19 protein-coding genes and 1 tRNA gene are annotated in these 18,825 nt (G+C 67.3%); 8 read left to right on the forward strand and 12 right to left on the reverse strand.

The genetic code is table 11. The features are described 5' to 3' along the window. Window positions 1-24 precede the first annotated feature (24 nt). The 4 genes from D1409_RS00170 to D1409_RS00185 are packed head-to-tail and all read right to left on the reverse strand — an operon-like array spanning window position 25 to window position 3,487. Window positions 25-1,461, reverse strand: coding sequence for a PQQ-dependent sugar dehydrogenase (locus D1409_RS00170; RefSeq protein ID WP_123532872.1), 1,437 nt, complete (start codon window positions 1,459-1,461; stop codon window positions 25-27). Between the two features lie 12 nt (window positions 1,462-1,473). Continuing rightward, window positions 1,474-2,211, reverse strand: a complete 738-nt coding sequence (locus D1409_RS00175) for an energy-coupling factor transporter transmembrane component T family protein (RefSeq protein WP_123532874.1) — start codon at window positions 2,209-2,211, stop codon at window positions 1,474-1,476. Then, window positions 2,205-2,909 carry an energy-coupling factor ABC transporter ATP-binding protein gene (locus D1409_RS00180; RefSeq protein WP_123532876.1) on the reverse strand — a complete coding sequence of 235 codons (705 nt, stop codon included), beginning with the start codon at window positions 2,907-2,909 and terminating at the stop codon, window positions 2,205-2,207. Before D1409_RS00180 ends, D1409_RS00175 begins: the two co-directional genes overlap by 7 nt. Then, on the reverse strand, window positions 2,906-3,487 hold the full coding sequence (locus tag D1409_RS00185) for a biotin transporter BioY (RefSeq protein ID WP_123532878.1): 582 nt from the start codon (window positions 3,485-3,487) through the stop codon (window positions 2,906-2,908). Before D1409_RS00185 ends, D1409_RS00180 begins: the two co-directional genes overlap by 4 nt. Window positions 3,488-3,587: 100 nt before the next feature. On the opposite strand from D1409_RS00185, the gene D1409_RS00190 reads away from it, so the two are divergent. Beyond that, the gene (locus D1409_RS00190) at window positions 3,588-4,406 is read left to right on the forward strand and encodes an aldo/keto reductase (RefSeq protein ID WP_123532880.1); all 819 of its coding nucleotides are present in this window, start codon (window positions 3,588-3,590) and stop codon (window positions 4,404-4,406) included. 538 nt (window positions 4,407-4,944) lie between these two features. Here the strand turns inward: D1409_RS00190 and D1409_RS00195 are convergent. Together D1409_RS00195 and D1409_RS00200 are read right to left on the reverse strand one after the other, a co-directional pair. Beyond that, complete coding sequence (locus tag D1409_RS00195; protein ID WP_123532882.1) at window positions 4,945-5,562, reverse strand: 30S ribosomal protein S7; 618 nt, start codon at window positions 5,560-5,562, stop codon at window positions 4,945-4,947. A 2-nt stretch (window positions 5,563-5,564) separates the two neighbouring features. Then, a complete protein-coding gene (locus D1409_RS00200) occupies window positions 5,565-5,993 on the reverse strand; it encodes a 30S ribosomal protein S12 (RefSeq protein WP_006885266.1) in 429 nt (142 codons plus the stop codon). 143 nt (window positions 5,994-6,136) lie between these two features. On the opposite strand from D1409_RS00200, the gene D1409_RS00205 reads away from it, so the two are divergent. Beyond that, window positions 6,137-7,039, forward strand: coding sequence for a DICT sensory domain-containing protein (locus D1409_RS00205; protein WP_123532884.1), 903 nt, complete (start codon window positions 6,137-6,139; stop codon window positions 7,037-7,039). Between the two features lie 195 nt (window positions 7,040-7,234). Next, on the forward strand, window positions 7,235-7,492 hold the full coding sequence (locus D1409_RS24185) for a hypothetical protein (protein WP_164471515.1): 258 nt from the start codon (window positions 7,235-7,237) through the stop codon (window positions 7,490-7,492). 30 nt (window positions 7,493-7,522) lie between these two features. Here the strand turns inward: D1409_RS24185 and D1409_RS00210 are convergent, their stop codons facing one another. The 6 genes from D1409_RS00210 to D1409_RS00235 are packed head-to-tail and all read right to left on the reverse strand — an operon-like array spanning window position 7,523 to window position 15,801. Further along, window positions 7,523-7,948: a NusA-like transcription termination signal-binding factor gene (locus tag D1409_RS00210; protein WP_123532886.1), complete on the reverse strand. Its 426-nt coding sequence runs from the start codon at window positions 7,946-7,948 to the stop codon at window positions 7,523-7,525. Next, window positions 7,949-9,151 (reverse strand): DNA-directed RNA polymerase subunit A'', encoded by a 1,203-nt coding sequence (rpoA2, locus tag D1409_RS00215; RefSeq protein WP_123532887.1) that lies wholly within the window; start codon window positions 9,149-9,151, stop codon window positions 7,949-7,951. Between the two features lie 2 nt (window positions 9,152-9,153). Continuing rightward, a complete protein-coding gene (locus D1409_RS00220; protein ID WP_123532889.1) occupies window positions 9,154-12,168 on the reverse strand; it encodes a DNA-directed RNA polymerase subunit A' in 3,015 nt (1,004 codons plus the stop codon). A 1-nt stretch (window position 12,169) separates the two neighbouring features. Next, window positions 12,170-13,996, reverse strand: a complete 1,827-nt coding sequence (gene rpoB / locus D1409_RS00225; RefSeq protein ID WP_123532891.1) for a DNA-directed RNA polymerase subunit B — start codon at window positions 13,994-13,996, stop codon at window positions 12,170-12,172. Window position 13,997: 1 nt separating this feature from the next. Beyond that, window positions 13,998-15,563: a DNA-directed RNA polymerase subunit B'' gene (locus tag D1409_RS00230; protein ID WP_123532893.1), complete on the reverse strand. Its 1,566-nt coding sequence runs from the start codon at window positions 15,561-15,563 to the stop codon at window positions 13,998-14,000. Window position 15,564: 1 nt separating this feature from the next. Next, window positions 15,565-15,801 carry a DNA-directed RNA polymerase subunit H gene (locus D1409_RS00235; RefSeq protein WP_123532895.1) on the reverse strand — a complete coding sequence of 79 codons (237 nt, stop codon included), beginning with the start codon at window positions 15,799-15,801 and terminating at the stop codon, window positions 15,565-15,567. A gap of 287 nt (window positions 15,802-16,088) precedes the next feature. Here D1409_RS00235 and D1409_RS00240 point away from each other — a divergent pair. From D1409_RS00240 to D1409_RS00255, 5 genes are all read left to right on the forward strand, one after another. Then, window positions 16,089-16,161, forward strand: a tRNA-Asp gene (locus tag D1409_RS00240). A gap of 313 nt (window positions 16,162-16,474) precedes the next feature. Then, window positions 16,475-16,879 carry a hypothetical protein gene (locus D1409_RS24190; protein ID WP_164471516.1) on the forward strand — a complete coding sequence of 135 codons (405 nt, stop codon included), beginning with the start codon at window positions 16,475-16,477 and terminating at the stop codon, window positions 16,877-16,879. Between the two features lie 44 nt (window positions 16,880-16,923). Then, window positions 16,924-17,577 (forward strand): hypothetical protein, encoded by a 654-nt coding sequence (locus tag D1409_RS00245; protein WP_123532897.1) that lies wholly within the window; start codon window positions 16,924-16,926, stop codon window positions 17,575-17,577. Window positions 17,578-17,708: 131 nt separating this feature from the next. Beyond that, window positions 17,709-17,996, forward strand: coding sequence for a winged helix-turn-helix transcriptional regulator (locus D1409_RS00250; protein WP_123532899.1), 288 nt, complete (start codon window positions 17,709-17,711; stop codon window positions 17,994-17,996). A 73-nt stretch (window positions 17,997-18,069) separates the two neighbouring features. Beyond that, complete coding sequence (locus D1409_RS00255) at window positions 18,070-18,780, forward strand: sugar phosphate nucleotidyltransferase (protein WP_123532901.1); 711 nt, start codon at window positions 18,070-18,072, stop codon at window positions 18,778-18,780. The last annotated feature ends 45 nt before the right edge of the window (window positions 18,781-18,825 follow it).

The following is an 18,825-nucleotide window of genomic DNA, read 5'->3' on the forward strand; positions in this document are numbered from 1 at the left end:
GCGCGAAATCGAAACGACGCGTCGCTACTCCTGCGTGATTCTGACGAGTACGTCGTCGCGCTCGGTGGGGAACTCGCCTTCGGCGCGGCCGTCGCGGTTGGAGGTGATGACGTAGATATCGCCATCGGGCGACTGCTCGACGTGGCGGATGCGGCCGAGTTCGTCCTCGAAGGCGGTGTGCATCGTCGCGATGTACTCGTCGTCCGACCAGTCGTCGGTGACCTGCGCGTAGCCGTCCTCGGCGGGCGGCAGTTCCCCGCCCTCGGGAGTCAGCGTCGTGATCATGAGCTGCTGGCTGATGAGCCCGCCAGTGATCATCCGGTTTTTCAGCGCCGGCACCTCGTCGCCGGTGTAGAAGAGCGACCCCGTGGGGGCGACGCTCTGCCCGCCGGAGTTGAACAGCGGCGGGTGGAAGCCGCTGTCGGGGTAGTCCTCGCGCTCGTACACCTCGTTCCAGCTGTAGTTGTCACCGGGGACGAGTCGGTTGATCTCGTCACGACCGGTCGGCCCATGTTCGGAGTTGATCGGCGTGCCGTCGGGGAGCCAGACGATCCCCTGGGGGTTGCGATGGCCGTAGGTGAACACCCGCGGGTCGGCGTCGTCGCCCAGATCCGGGTTGTCCGGTGCCGGGTCGCCGGACGGGGTGATCCGGAGGATCTTCCCGGCCAGCGTCCCGGGATCCTGAACGATATCGGGCTGGCCGCCGTCGCCGCAGGTGACCCAGAGGTAGTTCCGCGGGCCGAAGGTGATCCGGCCGCCGTTGTGGTAGCTGTCGGCGGGGATCTCGTCGACGACCGTCTCCACCGGCGTCCCGGGCTCGTCGGAGTCCACGTCGAACGCGCTGACCTTGTTGTACTTCACGGTCTCGTCGTTCTCCTCGACAGTGTAGGTGTAGTAGACGAATATCCACGGGGGGTCCGGGTAGGTCGGATGGACGGCGATGCCGAGCGTCCCGCCTTCGCCGCCCTTGACCCACCAGGGGGGGTCCTCGTCGGACCCGGGCTCGATGGAGCCGGCGTCGATGGCGTCGCTCGGCTCCGCGACGGTTTTGACCTCGTCGCCGTTCAGTCGGAGCACCCGACCGACGCGCTCGGTGAGAAACATTTCCCCGTCGGGCGTGAACGCGATGTCCCACGGCACCTCCAGGTTTTCGACCAGAACCTCGGTTTCGAGCGACGCGTCGAGGGGCGAACTCGTCGGCGCCTCCCAGTCGGGGTCGTAGGCGGACCACTCCTCCAGCGGACGGCCGACGACGGACGCGGTCGTCGCCGTTCCGTCGGTCGGCCCGCCGTCGCTGCCGTCCGAACCACTGCCGGAACCGCCGCCGTCACCGTCACCGTCGCCGCCGCCGCTGTCGCTCGGCGACGCGGTTTCGGTCGAGCAACCGGCCAGACCGGCGACGCCGGCGGCGGTCAGCGCGAGGAACCGACGGCGAGACCGGTCCGTCGAGTCGGGATGCATGTCAGACTCCTATTACGCGACCGGAATGAATCTTCCGGGAACGAGCGTGAACAGCGGGGAGCACGCCAGCGCGAGGCCCAGTGCGAGTACCGGGTAGTCCCGACCGCGAAACCGGAGCGCCGGCAGGGTCGGATTCCACGCGAAACAGCGCGCCCGGAGCGCGAGCGTCAGGCGGTCGGCGCGCAGGAACGACCGCTGGAGCCCGCGCGCGAGGATTCGCCGGACCCGGTCGCGGAGCGGTCGACGCTCCCCGCCGCGGGCGCGAACTGCCGTCCGGATCGCTCGCAGGTCCCCCAGCACGACCGGGAAGAACCGGAAGACGAGCCCGACGCCGACGCCGAACAGCCGTCCGACCCGGCCCGGAACCATCCGCTGGATCGCGGCTCTCGTCTCCCGGACCGGCGTCGTCCGCACGTAGACGGCGCTGACGAACACGACCGGGACGACGCGTGCGACCGAGCGGAGCGAGTCGAGCGCGGGCCCGACCCGGAACCACGGGTCGCCCAGCGCCACACCGCCGAGTATCGGTCCGACGGCGAGGAAGGCGAACACCACCCAGTAGGCCCGGAGGACGCTGACCGGCGACAGCCGCCCTGCCGCGAGCGCGGCGACCGCGACCAGTCCGCCGACGGCGAACCCCGCCGGCGTCGGATAGGCGAACACGGTGATAGCGAGGCCGAACTGGACGGCGAGTTTCCCCCGCGGGTCGAGCCCGTGAGCGACCGAATCGCCCGGTTCGTAGGTCAGCATCGCGGGTCACGGACGCCGACATCGTCGAGTCGGTCCAGCGCCGGTCCGGGGTCGTCGTCCAGGACCACCCGGCCGTCGGCGAGGCCGACGATGCGGTCGGCCCGTTCGACCACGTCGCGCAGGTCGTGCGTGACGACGACGAGTCCGGTCCCCCCTGCGGCGAGTTCGTCGAGTTGCGCCAGTACCGACTCGCGGGCGCCCCGGTCGAGGCCGGTCAGCGGTTCGTCCAGCACGAGGTGGTCGGGGTCCATCGCGAGCACGCCCGCGATGGCGACCCGTGCCTGCTCCCCGCCGGAGAGCCGGTCGATCCGCTCGTCGCCGCGTCCGGCCATGTCGACGGCCGCGAGCGCCTCCGCGACGCGTCGGTCGATCACCTCGCGGTCGAGTCCGAGGTTCTCCGGGCCGAACGCGACGTCGGCGCCGACGGTGCCCGCGACGAACTGGTCGCGCGGGTGCTGGAACACCATCCCCACGTGCGTCCGCGCGTACACGGGGTGCTCGGTCACGTCCCGCCCGTCGACGGTCACGGTCCCGGAGTCGGGTTCCAGCAGAGCGTTGAAGTGCCTGACGAGCGTGGTCTTGCCGCTCCCGTTGCCGCCGACGATGGCCACCGCTTCGCCGTCCTCCAGCGTCAGCGATACGTCGTCGACGGCTGCGGCGTCACCGTACCGGTGGACGAGGGAGTCGGTCTCGATCATTCACGGATCGCGAGGTGACCGCCCTCGACGACGCCGACGGTGACGAACACTTTCACGACGTCCGGCGGGAAGAACGGCGCCATCGCCGCGGCCGCCGCGCGGACGGAGATGCCCAGCACCTCGGCCATCCACGGAACTCCGACCGCGTAGACGACCGCGAGCCCCGCGAACAGCCCGACCAGCTGGACCGGCACGGAGATGTCGTCGAGCGACCGGGGCGCCACCTGCCGGTGCGTGATCGCGCCGGTGACGACGGCCCCGAGGAGGAAGCCGACGAGGAACCCACCGGTTCGGCCGCCGAACTGGCCGATGCCCGCCGCGCCGTTCGCGAACACCGGTGCGCCCGCCGTACCGGCGACCAGATACAGCGCCATCGCGAACCCGCCCCACACCGGCCCCAGCAGCAGTCCGGCGAAGAAGGAGCCGAACGGTTGCAGCGAGAAGGGCACGCCCACGCTCGGGATGGGGATCGACAGCTGTGCGAGCGCGGCCGTCAGCGCCGCCAGCACCGCCGCAGCGGCGAGATTCCGCACTGTGTCGTCCGCGACCAGATCCACGGACTCGTACTCTTCGGTCATGTGTACGCGTCCACCGTTAACCGACATAGATGCTCTGGTTTACGAGCCGCGCCGGACCGCCGACGCGTGGGTTTACGGTCCCTGCGTCCCCAGCGGCCCCATGGAGTACGTCACCGTCCAGGACGCACAGGTCCCCGCCCTCGGCCTCGGGACGTGGCAACTCACCGGCGAGGAGTGCTACGAGACGGTCTCGACCGCCCTCGAACTGGGGTATCGCCATCTCGACACGGCCCAGATGTACGAGAACGAGACGGAGGTCGGCCGCGCTATCGCCGACTCCGACGTCGACCGCGACGACATCTGGCTCACGACGAAGGTCACGCCCGGCAACGCCCGCACCGACGACGTGATCGAGAGCACGCGCGAGAGCCTGGAGCGCCTCGACACCGGCTACGTCGACCTCCTCCTGCTCCACTGGCCGAACCCGCTCGTCTCCTTTCGCGACACCGCCCGCGGCATGGCCGAGTTGCGCGACGACGGCCTGATCCGCCACGCCGGCGTCAGCAACTTCCGGCGCTGGCGTCTCCGCCGCGCACGCGAGAAGTCGCCCATCCCCCTCCTCGCCGATCAAGTCCGCCTCCACCCCTTCTACACCCACGAGGCGCTCCGGGAGTACTGCCGGTCAGTCGACGCGATGGTGACCGCCTACAGCCCGCTGGCCCACGGCGGCCTGATCGACGACCGCGTCCTCGCCGAGATCGGGAAGCGCTACGACAAGACGCCCGTGCAGGTCGCCCTCCGCTGGGTCACCCAACTGGCCAACGTCTCGACCATCCCCAAGACCACGAGCGAAGCCCACCTGGAGCAGAACATCGACGTCTTCGACTTCGAACTCACCGACGCCGAGCGGGAGGCCATCGCTCGCCCCTCCTATGCGAAATCCGCGAAGCTGTTCCTCCGTAACGAGATGGGGATCTGAGAGAGAGGATCAACACTCTCCGGGTGCGGTGGCGCGCGCCGCCGAGCGTTTCATCGCGAGGCGCCGTCGCGCGAGGTCTTCGTGAACGGAGTGAACGAAGGCTTGTCAGAGCTTGCTCTGACAGTGGACGAGTGAGGGAACGGAGTGACCGAACGAGTCGGCTGGGGAGGTGTGAGGCCGTCTGCGGTGCTGTGCTGAGGTCCTGGTGGACTGAAAGGGCGATACGCGCTCGCGTTCAGTTCAGTCGTCTGAGCGACCCCTACCTGAGCGACCGCAGGGAGCGAGGGTATGTCGCTCAGCGACCGCGAGAGGGAGACGCGACCGCAGGGAGCGTCTCGACACGCGAACGGGGAGCGAAGCGACCCGTGAGCGAGCGGGTCGAGGGCTTTCGTCGCTCGCCGTCGCTCGCCGTCGTCGGTCGTCTCGGGAACTCACAGTGAGTGGGGCGCAAGGCTCCAAACCGCCACCGAAACCGACTGCGATACCAGCCACTACGCGACGAGTGACGAAAACGGAGAGTAGAGTCGTCAGAACGAGATTACCTGGCGGCGGCGGCGACGCGCTCGTTCTCCTCTTTCTGGTTGACGGAGTAGGTCGAGACGTCGTTGCTGGCGGCGCCGATGAGCTGGTTAGCCAGCGCGTCCTCGGCGTCGGTCGGCGTCTTGAACGACGCGCTGTAGACGCCGTCGGCGATGAACTTCAGGGCCTGGTCGACGCGGCGCTGGGGCGCGACGTCGACGGCCTTCGGGACGGAGATGCCACCGTACTTCAGGCGAACGGTCTCCTCGCGCGGGGCGGAGTTCTCGACGGCGCTGACGAGGACCTGGATGGGGTTCTCCTCCGTGCGCTCGTGGACGATGTCGAAGGCGTCCTGCGTGATGCGCATGACCTTCTGCTTGTCGCCGGTGTTCTCCTCGGTCTGCATGAGGCGGTTGATCAGGCGCTCGACGACGCTGATCTCCGACTTCTGGAACTGCTTGCCGGCGTGGCGACCCATCGTGTGGGCGATGGGCGTGACGGTGATGTAGCGCTCGGTGGAGGGGTCGGAGTACTCGATGTCGGTGACCTCCCACTCGCCGAACAGCTTGGCGGGCGCGCTCTCTTCCTCTGTCTCGGCCGGTTCCTCCTCGGCCTCGGATGTGTCTTCTGCACTCATGGTTATCGGACCGGCTTCTCCGCGTTCCCGCGGACGAGCTCGATCATGGAGACGCCGTTGACCTTCTCGACCTTGTAGTTCACGCCCGAGAGGTCGCCCATCGCGCGACCCTTCGCGCCGCCGATGCCGGCGATGGTGACCTCGTCGTGCTCGTCGATGAACGAGATAGCGCCGTCACCGGGACAGAACGCGGTGACCTGCTTCCCGTTCTTGATGAGCTGGACCCGGACGCACTTCCGGATCGCGGAGTTGGGCTGTTTCGCTTCGATACCGACCTTCTCCAGGACGATGCCTCGCCCCTGGGGCGCGCCCTCGAGCGGGTCGGACTTCTGACCGAGTCCGCGCTCGCGGCGTGCGTAGTCGGAGTCGGACCACCGATGCTGCTGGCGGTCCTTCTTCAGTTTGCGTGCGGCGTATTTGCCGTTCGCCATAGTAGCGGTGAGTACCCGACGGAGGTACTTAAGCGTCCTCTTTCGGGTCGTCGCCTGTGACGTTCCCACGTGCCTCCCCTGCAGTGATCTCGGGCACCGTAGCGACACCAGTGCTTATGCGGCATCACGCCCACAACAGTCCCATGGCCGGCTCTCTCGGTGCAGTTATCGACGACCTCGCGAGCGAACGACGCGAACTCGTCGCGGTCAATCCACCCGACGACGACGAACCGCTAGACGAGGTGCTCGACTACTTCGAGCGGTTCGACGTCTCCGGCATGACCCGCATCTCCGACTCGGCGCTCCCCGACGGCACCCTCCTGGTGACGGACGGCGACCGCTGTCTGGGCGCCGCGGACCTCTCCGACCTCCACGCCTACCTCTTCGACCCGGGCGTCTCGCCCGGCGGAACGCCCGAAGCGCCCGCCGACTGGCCGGCGACCGAGACGGACGCCGGAGAGACGGGTGCCGACGAGGCGGGTGCCAACGGGACGGGCGGCGGCTGGTCGGCGGACGAACCGGCCGCGAACGCCGACGACCCGAGGCGACTGACCGACGCGACGCTGACGGGCGTCCAGCAGTTCCTCGCCCGACTGGACAACAGGGTGTACACCGTCTCCGGGGAGCCCGCGACACCGATGGTCGGCGTCTCCCGACACATCGAACAGCGGGCGCTCGCGGCCAGAGGCGCAACCGTCCACGCGGGCTTCCAGTCTCTCTCCCGACTGCGCGACCAGCGACAGACGCTCGACACCTACCGGACGCTCGCCGAACGCGGAACGGAAGTGAACCTCTACGGCGTCCACGACTGGGACCCGCCCCGCATCGACGGCGTCTCCGTCTACGCCGACGAGGAGGGCGCCGTCAGTGACTACTGGTTCGTCGTCGTCGACAGCGACGAGTACGGCGGCGGCGCGCTCGTCGCCCGAGAGGACGAACCGGACGTGTACACCGGCTTCTGGACGTTCCGTCCGTCGCTGGTCGCCGACGTGGTCGACGTCGTCGAGGGAGCCGTCCAGCCGGAGCTGACCCGTGTAGACGGCTGAGCGGTCACCGGGAGCCACTACACCCGCTCGGTCCGGGGCTACTCCCGGGCAGTCTCCGTCACGTCCTCTCGGCTCGTCCCCTCGGCCCGAATAGTCTTCCAAACAGAATTTATTACAGGCAGACACCAATGCACTGACCATGGGTGTGACGGATGCAGTGAGAGGCGTACTGCCGACGGGTGCTAGCGAGTGGGAGTGGGACGCGACGACGGCGGCCGCCCTGGTGCTCTCGTTCGGTGCTCGGCTGTACGACTGCGGGACCACACTCCTCGGAACCGCGAACTCGTCGCGGCGACGGGGGACAGGGACGCCCTCTGGCTGGTCGTTTCGGGCTGGCGGGCTGATGGGGACCAGTACCAGCGGGCCCTCACCGACCTCCGTGCAGACGGCTACCGGCCGACCGAGCGGTACGACGAACACTGCGCAGTGAGTCTCTACGGATTCGAGCGCTGAGAGAAGGGAGCGGCCGCCGATGCGGCCTCGCTACGTCAACTCGATCTCGTCGACGTCGTAGTGACGGGCGGCGAGTCGGCGCGCGGCGTCGATGTTCCGGCCGTCCGCCCCGATGGCGGCGCCGCGGTCCTCGTCGGCCACCTCCGCGTAGGCGACGCGGTCGTCGTTCTCGCTGATGGTGACGTTGTACACCGCGGCGGGCGCGAGCGCGCTGGCGACGAAGTCCGCGGCGGTCGGCGCGTCCTCGACGAGTTTGATCTCGCGGTCGAGTTGCTCCTCGACGCGCTGGACGTGCTGGCCGCCCGGCCCGATCGCTTCGCCCATCTCGCCGGCCGAGACGAGGAAGATCAGCCGGTCGTACTCCTCGTCGACGACGCAGTCCCGGGCCGTCGCGCCGGTCTCGTCCTCGAACAGCGCGATGAACGCCATCGCCTCGTCCGAGAGCGTGACCGTCATCTAGTCGGCCTCTTCCGCGCCGTCGCGGGCCGTCATCCGCAAGTCAACGTCGCCGGTGCCGAGCTTGATCGGCTTGCCGACGATGACGTTCTCCGTCACGCCGTTGAGGTCGTCGACCTCGCCGTGGATGGCGGCGTCGAGCAGGTGGTTGACCGTCACCTCGAAGGCCGCCCGCGCGAGCACGGACTCCTTGTTGCCGGAGATGCCGTGGCGACCGATGGACTCGATGGTGCCGCGGTTGGTCATGATGTCTCCGACGAGCATCAGGTGGCGGATGTTCACGTCGTCGAGCCCCTGGTCGGCGAGCGTGTCCATCGTCTCGTTGATGAACGACTCGCGGGCCGCCTCGACGCCGAGCTGGCGGTACACCTCGTGGATGTTGTTACAGCTCGTCCGCGAGGCGTCGACGCCCTCGAGGTCGAGCACGTCGCCCAGCGCCGACCCCTCGGTGTAGAGGACGAACTCCTCGCCGTTCTCCGTCTCCTCCTTCCGAATGACGACGCGAGTGACCTCCTCGATGCCCTTGAAGACGATGTCGCGCAGTTCCTCGACCAGCTGGAGCAGGTCGCGGTAACTCGGCTCCTCCGGGCCGAACTCGACGACCGTCGGCGCCGGCGTGCGAACCTCGACGCCGAGGCTCGAACTGATGCTCTCGGAGATGTCGGCGACGACCGACTCCAGACTGTCGGCGGTCGGCCACCGCTCCTCGAGCGTGTCCTCGTTGAGGTCGATCTGGACGAGCATGTCGGCGACGTTCGTCGACACGTCGCCCAGCTGGAGGATCTTCGTCGACTCGATGTTCCAGACGACTTCGTGGGCTCGCTCGCGGTCGGTCGCGTACTCCTCCTCGAGGTGGACCTCCATCGTCGGCGTGTCCGGCTCCTTCCGCGCGTCCACGAGCTCGATGAGTCGCGGCAGCCCCTGTGTCACGTCCAGGTCCGCGACGCCCGCGTAGTGGAACGTGTTCATCGTCATCTGCGTCCCCGGCTCACCGATGGACTGGGCGCTGACCGTCCCGACGGGGTCGAGCGGGTCGACGCGGGTGTCGAGATACTGGCTCTCGACCGCCCGCACGATGTCGTCGACCTGCTCGATGGTGAGATCGCCCTTGTCCTCGAGCGTGTCGTACACTTCCTCTTTCAGTCGGTTGGGGAGTTCGGTGTCCTCGACGATGGCCTCGACGTCCTCGGTGATCGCGGCCATGGTCAGTCACCCCCCGCCGCTTCCATCCACCAGTCGTCTGCGTGCTCGGAGATGTTGGTCGGGCCCTCCTCGCGAGCGAGGAAGTCCTCGCGCTCGGCGGCGTCCTCGAACTCCTCGTCGACGACGCGGTTGGCGATCTCCTCGACGTCCACGGTCGGCCCCTCCAGACTGGAGGAGTTGTGGACCGGCGAGGTGCCGTCCTCGCCGAACTCGAACTGGACGATGGTGTCCGAGGTGTCCCGGACGGTGCCGTCGTACTGCGTCTCCAGTTCGGAGAGGGCGTTGATGAGACGACGCTGGAGGTAGCCGGACTTGGACGTACGGACTGCCGTGTCGACCAGGCCCTCGCGGCCACCCATCGCGTGGAAGAAGAACTCCTTGGGGCCCAGCCCCGTCCGGTAGGACGCCTCGACGAACCCGTGGGCGTCCGCGGAGAGGTCGTTCGGCTTGAAGTGGCTGAGGGTGCGGTCCTCGTACCCGCGGTTGATCCGCTCGCCGCGGACTGCCTGCTGGCCGACACAGCCGGCCATCTGGGTGAGGTTCAGCATCGACCCACGCGCCCCGGAGTCGGCCATGATGACCGCCGGGTTGGCGTCGCCGAAGTGGTCCTCCGCGATGTCACCGGCGGTGTCACGGGCCTTCGAGAGCGTCGACATGATCTTCATCTCGAGGGTCTCGTCGAGCGGACGGCCCGGCAGCGGCTCCATCTCGCCGCGCTCGTACACGTCGATGAGTTCCTGGACCCGTTCGTAGGCGTTGTCGATCGCCTCGTCGATCTGGTTCTCGGCCTCCGGCGGCACCGACTCGTCGTCGATACTGATCGAGAACCCGAAGTGCATCATCGTCCGCATCGACAGCGCGGCGATCTCGTTCACGAAGATACGCCCGCGCGTCTTCGAGTACTCCTTGGCGAGCGTGTCGACGACCTCGCCGCCGAACGCACCGACGGCGTCCTCGTCGATCGTCCCCTCGAGCATCTGGCCGTCCTCGATGACGACCGTGTCGCCGGCCGAGGAGACGAACTCGAGGTTCAGGTCGTCGGGCAGCAGCTCCGAGAACAGCGTCCGACCCGTCCAGTAGGCCTCGCCCTCGTCCTCGCCGTCGGGGGCGGGCAGTTCGTCGATACGCGTCGCGCGCAGCAGGTCGAGCGCCTGCGTCTCGTTGAACTGCGGGTTCGTGTGCGTCAGCAGGTACGTGCCCGTGATGTGGTCCTGGATGGCGCCGATGATGTTCTCGCCGAAGCGCGGCGAGAGCATCTGTTCCTGCACGCGCATCAGGACGCGCGCCTCCGCGCGCGCCTCCTCGTTCTGGAGGGCGTGCATGTTCATCTCGTCGCCGTCGAAGTCGGCGTTGTACGGCGGGCAGACCGTCGTGTTCAGGCGGAACGTCTTGTACGGCATCACGACGACCTCGTGGGCCATGATCGACATCCGGTGGAGCGACGGCTGCCGGTTGAAGATCACGATGTCGCCGTCGATGAGGTGCCGGGAGACCTCCCAGCCCGGTTCGACCTTCTCGGCGAGTTCCTCGCAGTTCTTCTCGGTCACCTTGAGGCGACGGCCGTCGTGGCGGCGGACGTAGTTGGCGCCCGGGTGCGTCTCGGGCCCGTTCGCCACGTAGCGCTGGGCCTCGTCGAGGTTCCGCTCGTTGACGTTCATCGTCTGGGTCATCTCCGTCGCCACGCGGTCGGGGACGCCGACCTCGTTGAGCGACAGCGTCGGGTCCGGGGAGATGACGGTTCGAGCCGAGAAGTTGACGCGCTTCCCGGACAGCGAGCCACGGAAGCGCCCTTCCTTGCCCTTGAGGCGCTGGGAGAGGGTCTTCAGCGGGCGACCGGAGCGGTGTCGCGCCGGCGGCGTGCCCGAGATCTCGTTGTCCATGAAGGTGGTGACGTGGTACTGCAGCAGTTCCCAGAGGTCCTCGATGATCAGCTGGGGCGCACCGGCCTCGCGGTTCTCCATGAACCGCTGGTTGATGCGGATGATGTCGACCAGCTTGTGAGTCAGGTCGTCCTCGGAACGCTGGCCGTTGTCCAGCGTGATGGAGGGACGAGCGGTGACCGGCGGAACCGGGAGCACCGTCAGGATCATCCACTCCGGCCGGGAGCGCTCGGGGTTGATCCCCAGCGCGTCGATGTCCTGGTCCGGGATCTCCTCGAACCAGTCGCGGATGTCCGAGGGCATCAGCTTGTCCATGTCCTCCTCGACGAGGTACTCGGCCGACGAACTCACGTCCACGTCGAGTTCGTCGAGGTCGTTCAGGCGCCCGAGCGCCCGACCGAGGTTCTTGAGCTTCTCGATGTCGTTGCGGTCGGGTCGGTAACTCCCCGAGAGGAGTTCCCGTATCCGGTCCGCGCCGAAGTCATTGTCGTCGAGTTCCTCGGCGATGTCCGTGGGGCGAACCGCCTCGCCCTCCGGCGGGTCCATCGCGCGTTCGAGGCGCTTGGAGAGCTCGCCGTGGGGGACCTCGATGATCTCGTAGTAGGTGGTCGGCTTCTCGTGTTTGATGTCGAACTGCTTGGCGCCGCAGTACGGACAGTAGTCGACCTTGCGGCACTCGCGGATGGCCGACTTGAGCACGTCGCTCGGGTCCTTGTTGAGCTCCTTCGCGCGGCGGAGCTGTTCGCGGTAGTGGTCTTTGCGCTGTTCGGCCTTGTCCTCGGCGTCGGCCTCGCGGCGGCCGTCGACGGGAGTCAGGCGCGAACACTCGCGGCAGGTGCCGCGAAGGAGGCGACGGATGAGCTTCGCGAAGCCCACGTGGATGACCGGCGCGGCCAGTTCGATGTGGCCGAAGTGGCCGTTACACGACCCGCTGTGCTTGCCGCAGGTCTTGCACTCCAGCCCGGGGTCGATGACGCCCAGGCGCGGGTCCATCAGGCCCATGTCGATGGGGAAGCCGTCGTCGTCGTACGTGTCGGCCGTGATCACTTTCGTGGCCGACATCTCGCGGTACTCCTCTGGGTCCATCAGCCCGAAGCTGATCTGACCGATCTCCTGGGGTGTTCCTTGTGCGCTCATGTTAGACTGCGTCCTCCAGTTCGATCCGCGGCGCGATTCCCAGCGCCTTCATCTCGTCGAGCAGGAGCTTGAAGGCGTAACTCATCTCGACCTCGTGAATCTCGGTCTCCTCGTCACAGTTGGGGCAGTAGACACGCCGCTGCTCGACGTTCTCCACCGCCGTCATCCCGCACTCGCCACAGACGTTGATGAACTCGCGGTCGGACTCGTCGAGCAGGCGCTCCTTCAGCGCCATCGCGGCACCGTGCCCGATGAGCACGTCGCGTTCCATCTCCCCGACGCGGAGCCCACCCTCGCGGGCGCGCCCCTCCGTCGGCTGACGGGTCAGCACCTGCACCGGCCCGCGCGAGCGGGCGTGGATCTTGTTCGAGACCATGTGGTAGAGCTTCTGGTAGAAGATGGTCCCGACGAAGATCTCCGCCTCGATCTGCTCGCCCGTGATGCCCGAGTACATGATCTCCTTGCCGCTGGACATGAAGCCGCGCTCCTCCAGCGACCCGCGGAGCTCGTCCTCGTCCTCGCCCGTGAAGGCGGTGCCGTCGACGCGGCGGCCTTCGAGCGAGCCGACCTTCCCGCCGATCATCTCGAGGATGTGCCCGACGGTCATCCGCGACGGCAGCGCGTGCGGGTTCAGGATGAGGTCCGGCACGACGCCCTGCTCGGTGAAGGGCATGTCTTCCTGGGGCGCGATGTGACCCACGACACCCTTCTGGCCGTGCCGCGACGCGAACTTGTCCCCGAGTTCGGGGATCCGCTCGTCGCGCACGGAGACCTTCGAGAGCTTCGAGCCGTCCTCGCCCTCCATCAGCGTCACGGTGTCGACGACCCCGGACTCGCCGGAGCGCATCGTCACCGAGGTCTCTCGCCGCTTCTGCGGGGAGAGCCCGCCCATGTCGTCCGGCTCTTCGAGGAACCGCGGCGGCGACGTCTTCCCGAGGAGCACGTCGTTCTCGCCGACGTGCGTCTCGGGGTTGACGAGGCCGTCCTCGTCGAGGTGGGTGTACGCTTCCTCGCCGCGAGCGCCGCGGACCTCCTCGTCGGGGATCTCGAAGTGGTCTTCCTGTCCGCCGGGGTAGCGTCGCTCCTCGCCCTCGTACGTTCGGAAGAAGTGCGAGCGCGCGAGCGCGCGGTCGACGGAGCCCTGGTTCATGACCAGCGCGTCCTCGATGTTGAACCCCTCGTAGCTCATGACCGCGACGACGAAGTTCTGTGCCGCCGGTCGGTCGTCGTACCCGATCTGCTCGGTCGTCTGGGTCTTGACCAGCGAGAGCTGCGGGTAGTGCAGGAGGTGCTGGCGCGTGTCCGGGCGGATCCGGTAGTTCGCGCTCGGCAGCCCCAGCGACTGCTTGATCATCCCCGACCCCATCGTAATGCGTGGCGAGGCGTTGTGTTCGGGGTAGGGGATCATCCCCGCGCCGATACCGAACATCAGCTGCGGGTCGACCTCGAGGTGCGTGTGGTCCTCGGTGAGGTCGTCTTCGTCGACGGCGACGAGGATGTCCTCTTCCTCCTCGGCGTCGATGAACTCGATGTACCCGCGCTCGACGAGCTCCTCGAACTCCAGATCGCCGTTCGAGAGCGCCTCGACCTCCTCGTCGGAGGCCAGCGGCTCGCCGTTCTCGATGACGAGCAGCGGGCGACGCGCTCGGCCGGCGTCGGCGTTGACGATGACTTCCCGGGTTCGATTCTTCACGGAAACGTTGACCATCTCGCTCACGTCGCCGCGCCGGCGCGCCTGCCGGATCTGGTCTGCGAGCTGGTGCGGGTCGGGGTGTGTCCCGACGAGGCTCCCGTTGACGTAGACTTTGGCTTCCTGTTGCTGGCTCATGTTAGTCGTCCGCTGGCTGCTGGTCGATGGACTCGATGCCCGGGATGCCCGAGACGCCCATCGCCGCCAGTTCCTGTTTCAGTCCCTGTTCGTCCTCGACGTTCTGTGACAGCTCCATCGCCTGCGCGAAGTTCTTCACGAGCCCACAGTTGGGCCCCTCCGGCGTCTCGGAGGGACAGATGCGACCCCACTGGGTCGCGTGCAGGTCCCGCGCCTCGAAGTGGGGCTGCGAGCGACTGAGCGGCGAGCGCAGTCGGCGCAGGTGGGAGAGAACGCCCATGTAGTCCGTTCGGTCGACCAGCTGGCTCACGCCGGAGCGGCCGCCGACCCAGTTCCCCGTCGCGATCGGGTGTTCGAGCCGCTCGGTCAGCACGTCCGAGCGGACCACCGTCGACACGGAGAGCTGTCGGTTGCGCATGTTGGCGCGTTCGAGCTGGTACTTCACGTCGCGCGCCAGCTTGTTCAGCGCTGTCCGGAACAGGTCCTTCATCAGGTCGCCCGAGACTTTGAGGCGCTTGTTGGCGTAGTGGTCCTTGTCGTCGGCGTCGCGGCGTTCGAGCGCGAGCTCGAAACACGCCTCGGCCATCCGACAGAGGTAGTACGCCTTGTTGATGCGCACGTCCTCCTCCTCGACGCCGTCCTCGTGGAGGTGCGGGAGCAGGTAGCGGTCGATGACGTAGTTGGCGCGTTTGAGCTGGTAGTTCTTGCCCTGGCCCGACGCGACGCGCGTCCCGAGTTCCTCGATGGCGCCCTCGGTCGTCTGGACCTCGGCGGCCTCCAGGTTCTCGAGCATGAACTTCACGATCTCCGGGTCCTCGGAGACGCGGTGGACGATCTCCTCGTCGGATTCGAGGCCGAGCGCCCGGATCAGCGTCACGAAGTTGATGCTCCCCGACACCGAGGGGAACGAGACCTCGAGCAGCCCGTCGCGGGTGCGCTCGACGAGCACGAGCGCGCGGTAGCCACGGCGCTGGGAGAAGGTCTTCGCGACTTCGATGGTGTCGCCGTACTTCGTGTCCGTCTCGGCGAGGATCTTGTTCGGCGCGAGGTCCTCGCTCGTCATCAGCACGCGCTCGGAGCCGTTGACGATGAAGTACCCGCCGGGGTCGGCGGGGTCTTCGCCGATGTCGATCAGCTCTTCGTCGGTGAACCCGGCGATGTTACACTTGTCCGACCCGACCATGATCGGCATGCGGCCGATCTTGGTCTCGGTCTGGTCGACGACGCGTTCTTCCTCTTCCTCGCCGCCCTTGATGATCGCCATCTCCATGAAGACGGGCGCGGCGTAGGTGATGTTCCGCAGTCGTGCCTCCTGCGGATACAGCAGTTCTTCGGAGCCGTCGGCCTCTCGAACGCGGGGGGTGACCACGCGGACGTCCCCGAGCTCGACATAGACGGGCTCTTCGCCCTCCTTGTCGCCGATGTCCGTCTCGATGGTCGCCTTCTCGTCGACGACCTCCTGCATCCCTCGGCCGAGGAACGCGTTGAACGAGCGGAAGTGGTGTTCTGCGAGCCGTTCCCTCGAGAAATACTCACGCGATATCTCGCGTCTGTCCTTGATGTCCATATTATTCAACCACGAGTCGGTATACGACTGCTCGGTCGGTCGTTCGCGAGTCCCGTGTCACTCGGACGACGTCGCCTGCTTCGGCGTCGGCTTCGAGGTCGCGCAGCGCGGGATCGGTGCGTTTGATCTTCGGCAGGTCCGTTTTCTTGATGTTGTACTCCTCGAGCACGCCCTCGATCTCGTCGCCATCGAGGATCGTGTGGTCCGGAACGAGTTCGTGTTGGCTTACGTCTACCATGTGTGGGGCTGTTTGGAGTGAGAAGTTGCTGTCACGAGATACTACAGACGGCTATAACCGCGAACCATAAAACGCTTACCAAGTCCGGCCAGCAGAGCTACTCGAACTGCGTGCGACCGCCGTGATTCCGCGACGTCGATGCTTCGTGCCCCTCGATACGCAAACCTGATTGATAGGTGTTGGGGTGTGCGGGGAAGTGCCACGGTTTCGGTGGCGGATATCGGGTGACGGCGGGGCAATCCGAACTGGAAAGCCTTTTCCGTGTGTTCCTCCCAGATGTGAGTGTAGCCCGGGTGGTGTAGTGGCCCATCATACGACCCTGTCACGGTCGTGACGCGGGTTCAAATCCCGCCTCGGGCGCTTCTCTGATTTCAACGGCGCGGAGTTTCATCTCCGCGCCTCTCTCGAAATCAGAGAGCGGCAGTACGGGATTTGAACCCTATCAGTCGCGCGCAGCGAACGAAGTGAGCGAGCACGTCTGATTCCGGTTCAAATCCCGAGAGACGCCGTCGGCGTCTCTCGACCCTCGCGAACGCTTCGCGTTCGCTCGGTCCCGCCTCGGGCGCTTTCTGTCGCGAACAACCTGGCGAGCACCGCATGCGCTCGCCACCGCGAGCGGCGAAGTGCCAGTGTCAGCGGAGAAACTAATACGCCGGCGCATCTCGGCCAGACTATGGAGCCGGAAGCCGGTGGATCGACCTGGGTGCCGGACAGGGTGCCGACGTGGATAGACGTGGCCGCCGGCGTGCTCTCGGGCGCACTGTTCGTCAGCAACTTGACGACGACCTCGCAGATCGGCTGGACGTGGGTCGCCGGGGGATTCGTCGCGACCGTGCTCGTCGCCGGTCCGCTGGCGCAGTCGTCGGTCGGGAACGGGCTGGGGGGCTGGTTCCGAGCCATCGGCGTGATCGGTCGGGCTGCGGTTATCGTGGCGTTCGCCGTCGGGGTCTGGGCGGTAGACGAGTACGTCGGGATCCCGGCGGCGATCCGCACGGGGCTCGCGAGCGGCGTCTTTCTGGGCGTCGCGGTGTTCGTCGCAGCGCACGTCCTGCGTTCGCGCGCCGTCGAGGGGTGGTGACGCGGTCCGCCAAAGCGTATATGCCTGCGTGCGAATGGGTCGGTATGGACGAAATCGACGGCGGGGAGATGCCTCGCGTGCTCGTCGAGGAGTTCCTCGAGCGGGAGGAGGGGACGCGAGCGCTGCTCGACGACCTCGAACGAGCGATGCTGGAGGGCGACCACGAGAGCGTCCGGGACCGTATCCGCGACCTCGCGGAGAACAACCAGCACGTCTTCTACGCGGTCGCGCTCTCACTCTCCGGGTCGAAGCAGTTCTACGGCGACGTGGAGGCCCAGCTCGGCGTCGAAGCCGCGAACGTGCTCCGCGATTTGGGTGAGACCTACCCGGCGCTGGCCGAACCGTTCGGCGTGGTCCGCACCGAGCAGACCCGAGAGCGCCGCAACCCGATCACGGAACTGGAGGCGGCGACGACGTACCACTCGGAAGCCGAGGTGCCCGTCGTCAGCTACGCTCCCAAGTCCGGCGCGGTAGAACTGTTCTCGGCGCAGGGGTCGCCCGAGGAAGTGTTGCAGTTCGCCTCGTATCTCGTGCAGGCGACGACGGACTCGCTCGACAGCGCGCTCGACCACGACTACTCGGTCAACACGGAGGAACTCGGTGCGCTGATCGACCGGCAGGAGGAACTGGAGAGCGAACTCGGCCGACTGCGCGACCAGATCGACGAGCTACGGCGGACGCCGGTCGGCGACGAGTAGACGGCGGACGCCGGACGGCGACGAGCAAACGGGGGACGCCAGACGGGGACGAACAGGCCGGTTCGCCCGCGCGTCCGCCCGCGGCACCTGTACTTTATTACCACCGGAGGGAATAGACCCGGTGGGCTTTCATGGTGGAGCGACTGACCAATCAGGTCGAGAAGGAGGAACGGGACCTGCGCATCCTCGAGGCGGTGATCGAGTCCGGGCCGATCGGGATCGTGCGACTGGCCGAGGAGACGGACGTCCCCGAGCACAAAGTTCGGTACTCGCTGCGGATGCTGGAGAACGACGGCCTCGTCGATCCGACGCCGAACGGCGCGGTGCCGGCCGACGACATCGACGAGCGACTCGCCGAGATGAACGAGGGGATCGACCACCTGATCGAGCGGCTCGAAACGCTCGAGGACGTCTTCTGAGGCGGCGCGGTGCGGGCCGGTCGCCGCGGATTCGCGGCAGGGTTTAGTGACAGGCGGCTGTTTGTGTGCCCAGATGAAAGCAGTCATTCTCGCGGCGGGGCGGGGCACGCGACTCGGAGCGCTCACCGAGGACCGCCCGAAGCCGCTCGTCGAGGTCGACGGACGACCGCTACTGTCCCACGGGCTCTCGGAGCTAGCCGACCTGGGGGCCGAGGCGTTCGTCCTCGTCGTCGGCTACCGGAAGGAGGCGATCATCGAGCACTACGGCGACGAGTTCGAGGGGGTTCCGATCACGTACGTCCACCAGCGCGAACCGATTGGACTGGCCGACGCCGTCCTCCAGGCGGAGCGCGTCGTCGACGACGATTTCCTCGTGTTCAACGGCGACAACGTGATGTTCGGCAATCTCGACGACGTGGTCGAGCGCCAGGGGCGTGACGGCGTGGACGCGACGCTCCTGGTCGACGAGGTCTCGCGGGACGAGGCCGCCGAGACCGGGGTGTTCGTCACCGACGACGACGGCCGCCTCGACGCGGTCGTGGAGAAACCGGACGACCCGCCGTCGACGCGGGTCCTGACGGGGCTGTTCGCGTTCAGCCCCGAGATATTTCACGCCTGTCACCTCGTCCAGCCCTCCGACCGCGGCGAGTACGAACTGACCGACGCCATCGACCTCTTCCTCCGTGCCGGTCGCCGCGTCGAGACGGTCCCCTTCGAGGGCTCGCGCGTGAACGTCAACACGCCCGCCGACAGGGACCGGGCCGAACGGCTGGTCGAGCGGTAGACGGCGTGTCGGCGACTGGTCGAGCGGTAGGCGGCGTGTCCACGA

The organism is Halosimplex salinum (assembly GCF_003730195.1).
GTDB classification, from domain to species: domain Archaea; phylum Halobacteriota; class Halobacteria; order Halobacteriales; family Haloarculaceae; genus Halosimplex; species Halosimplex salinum.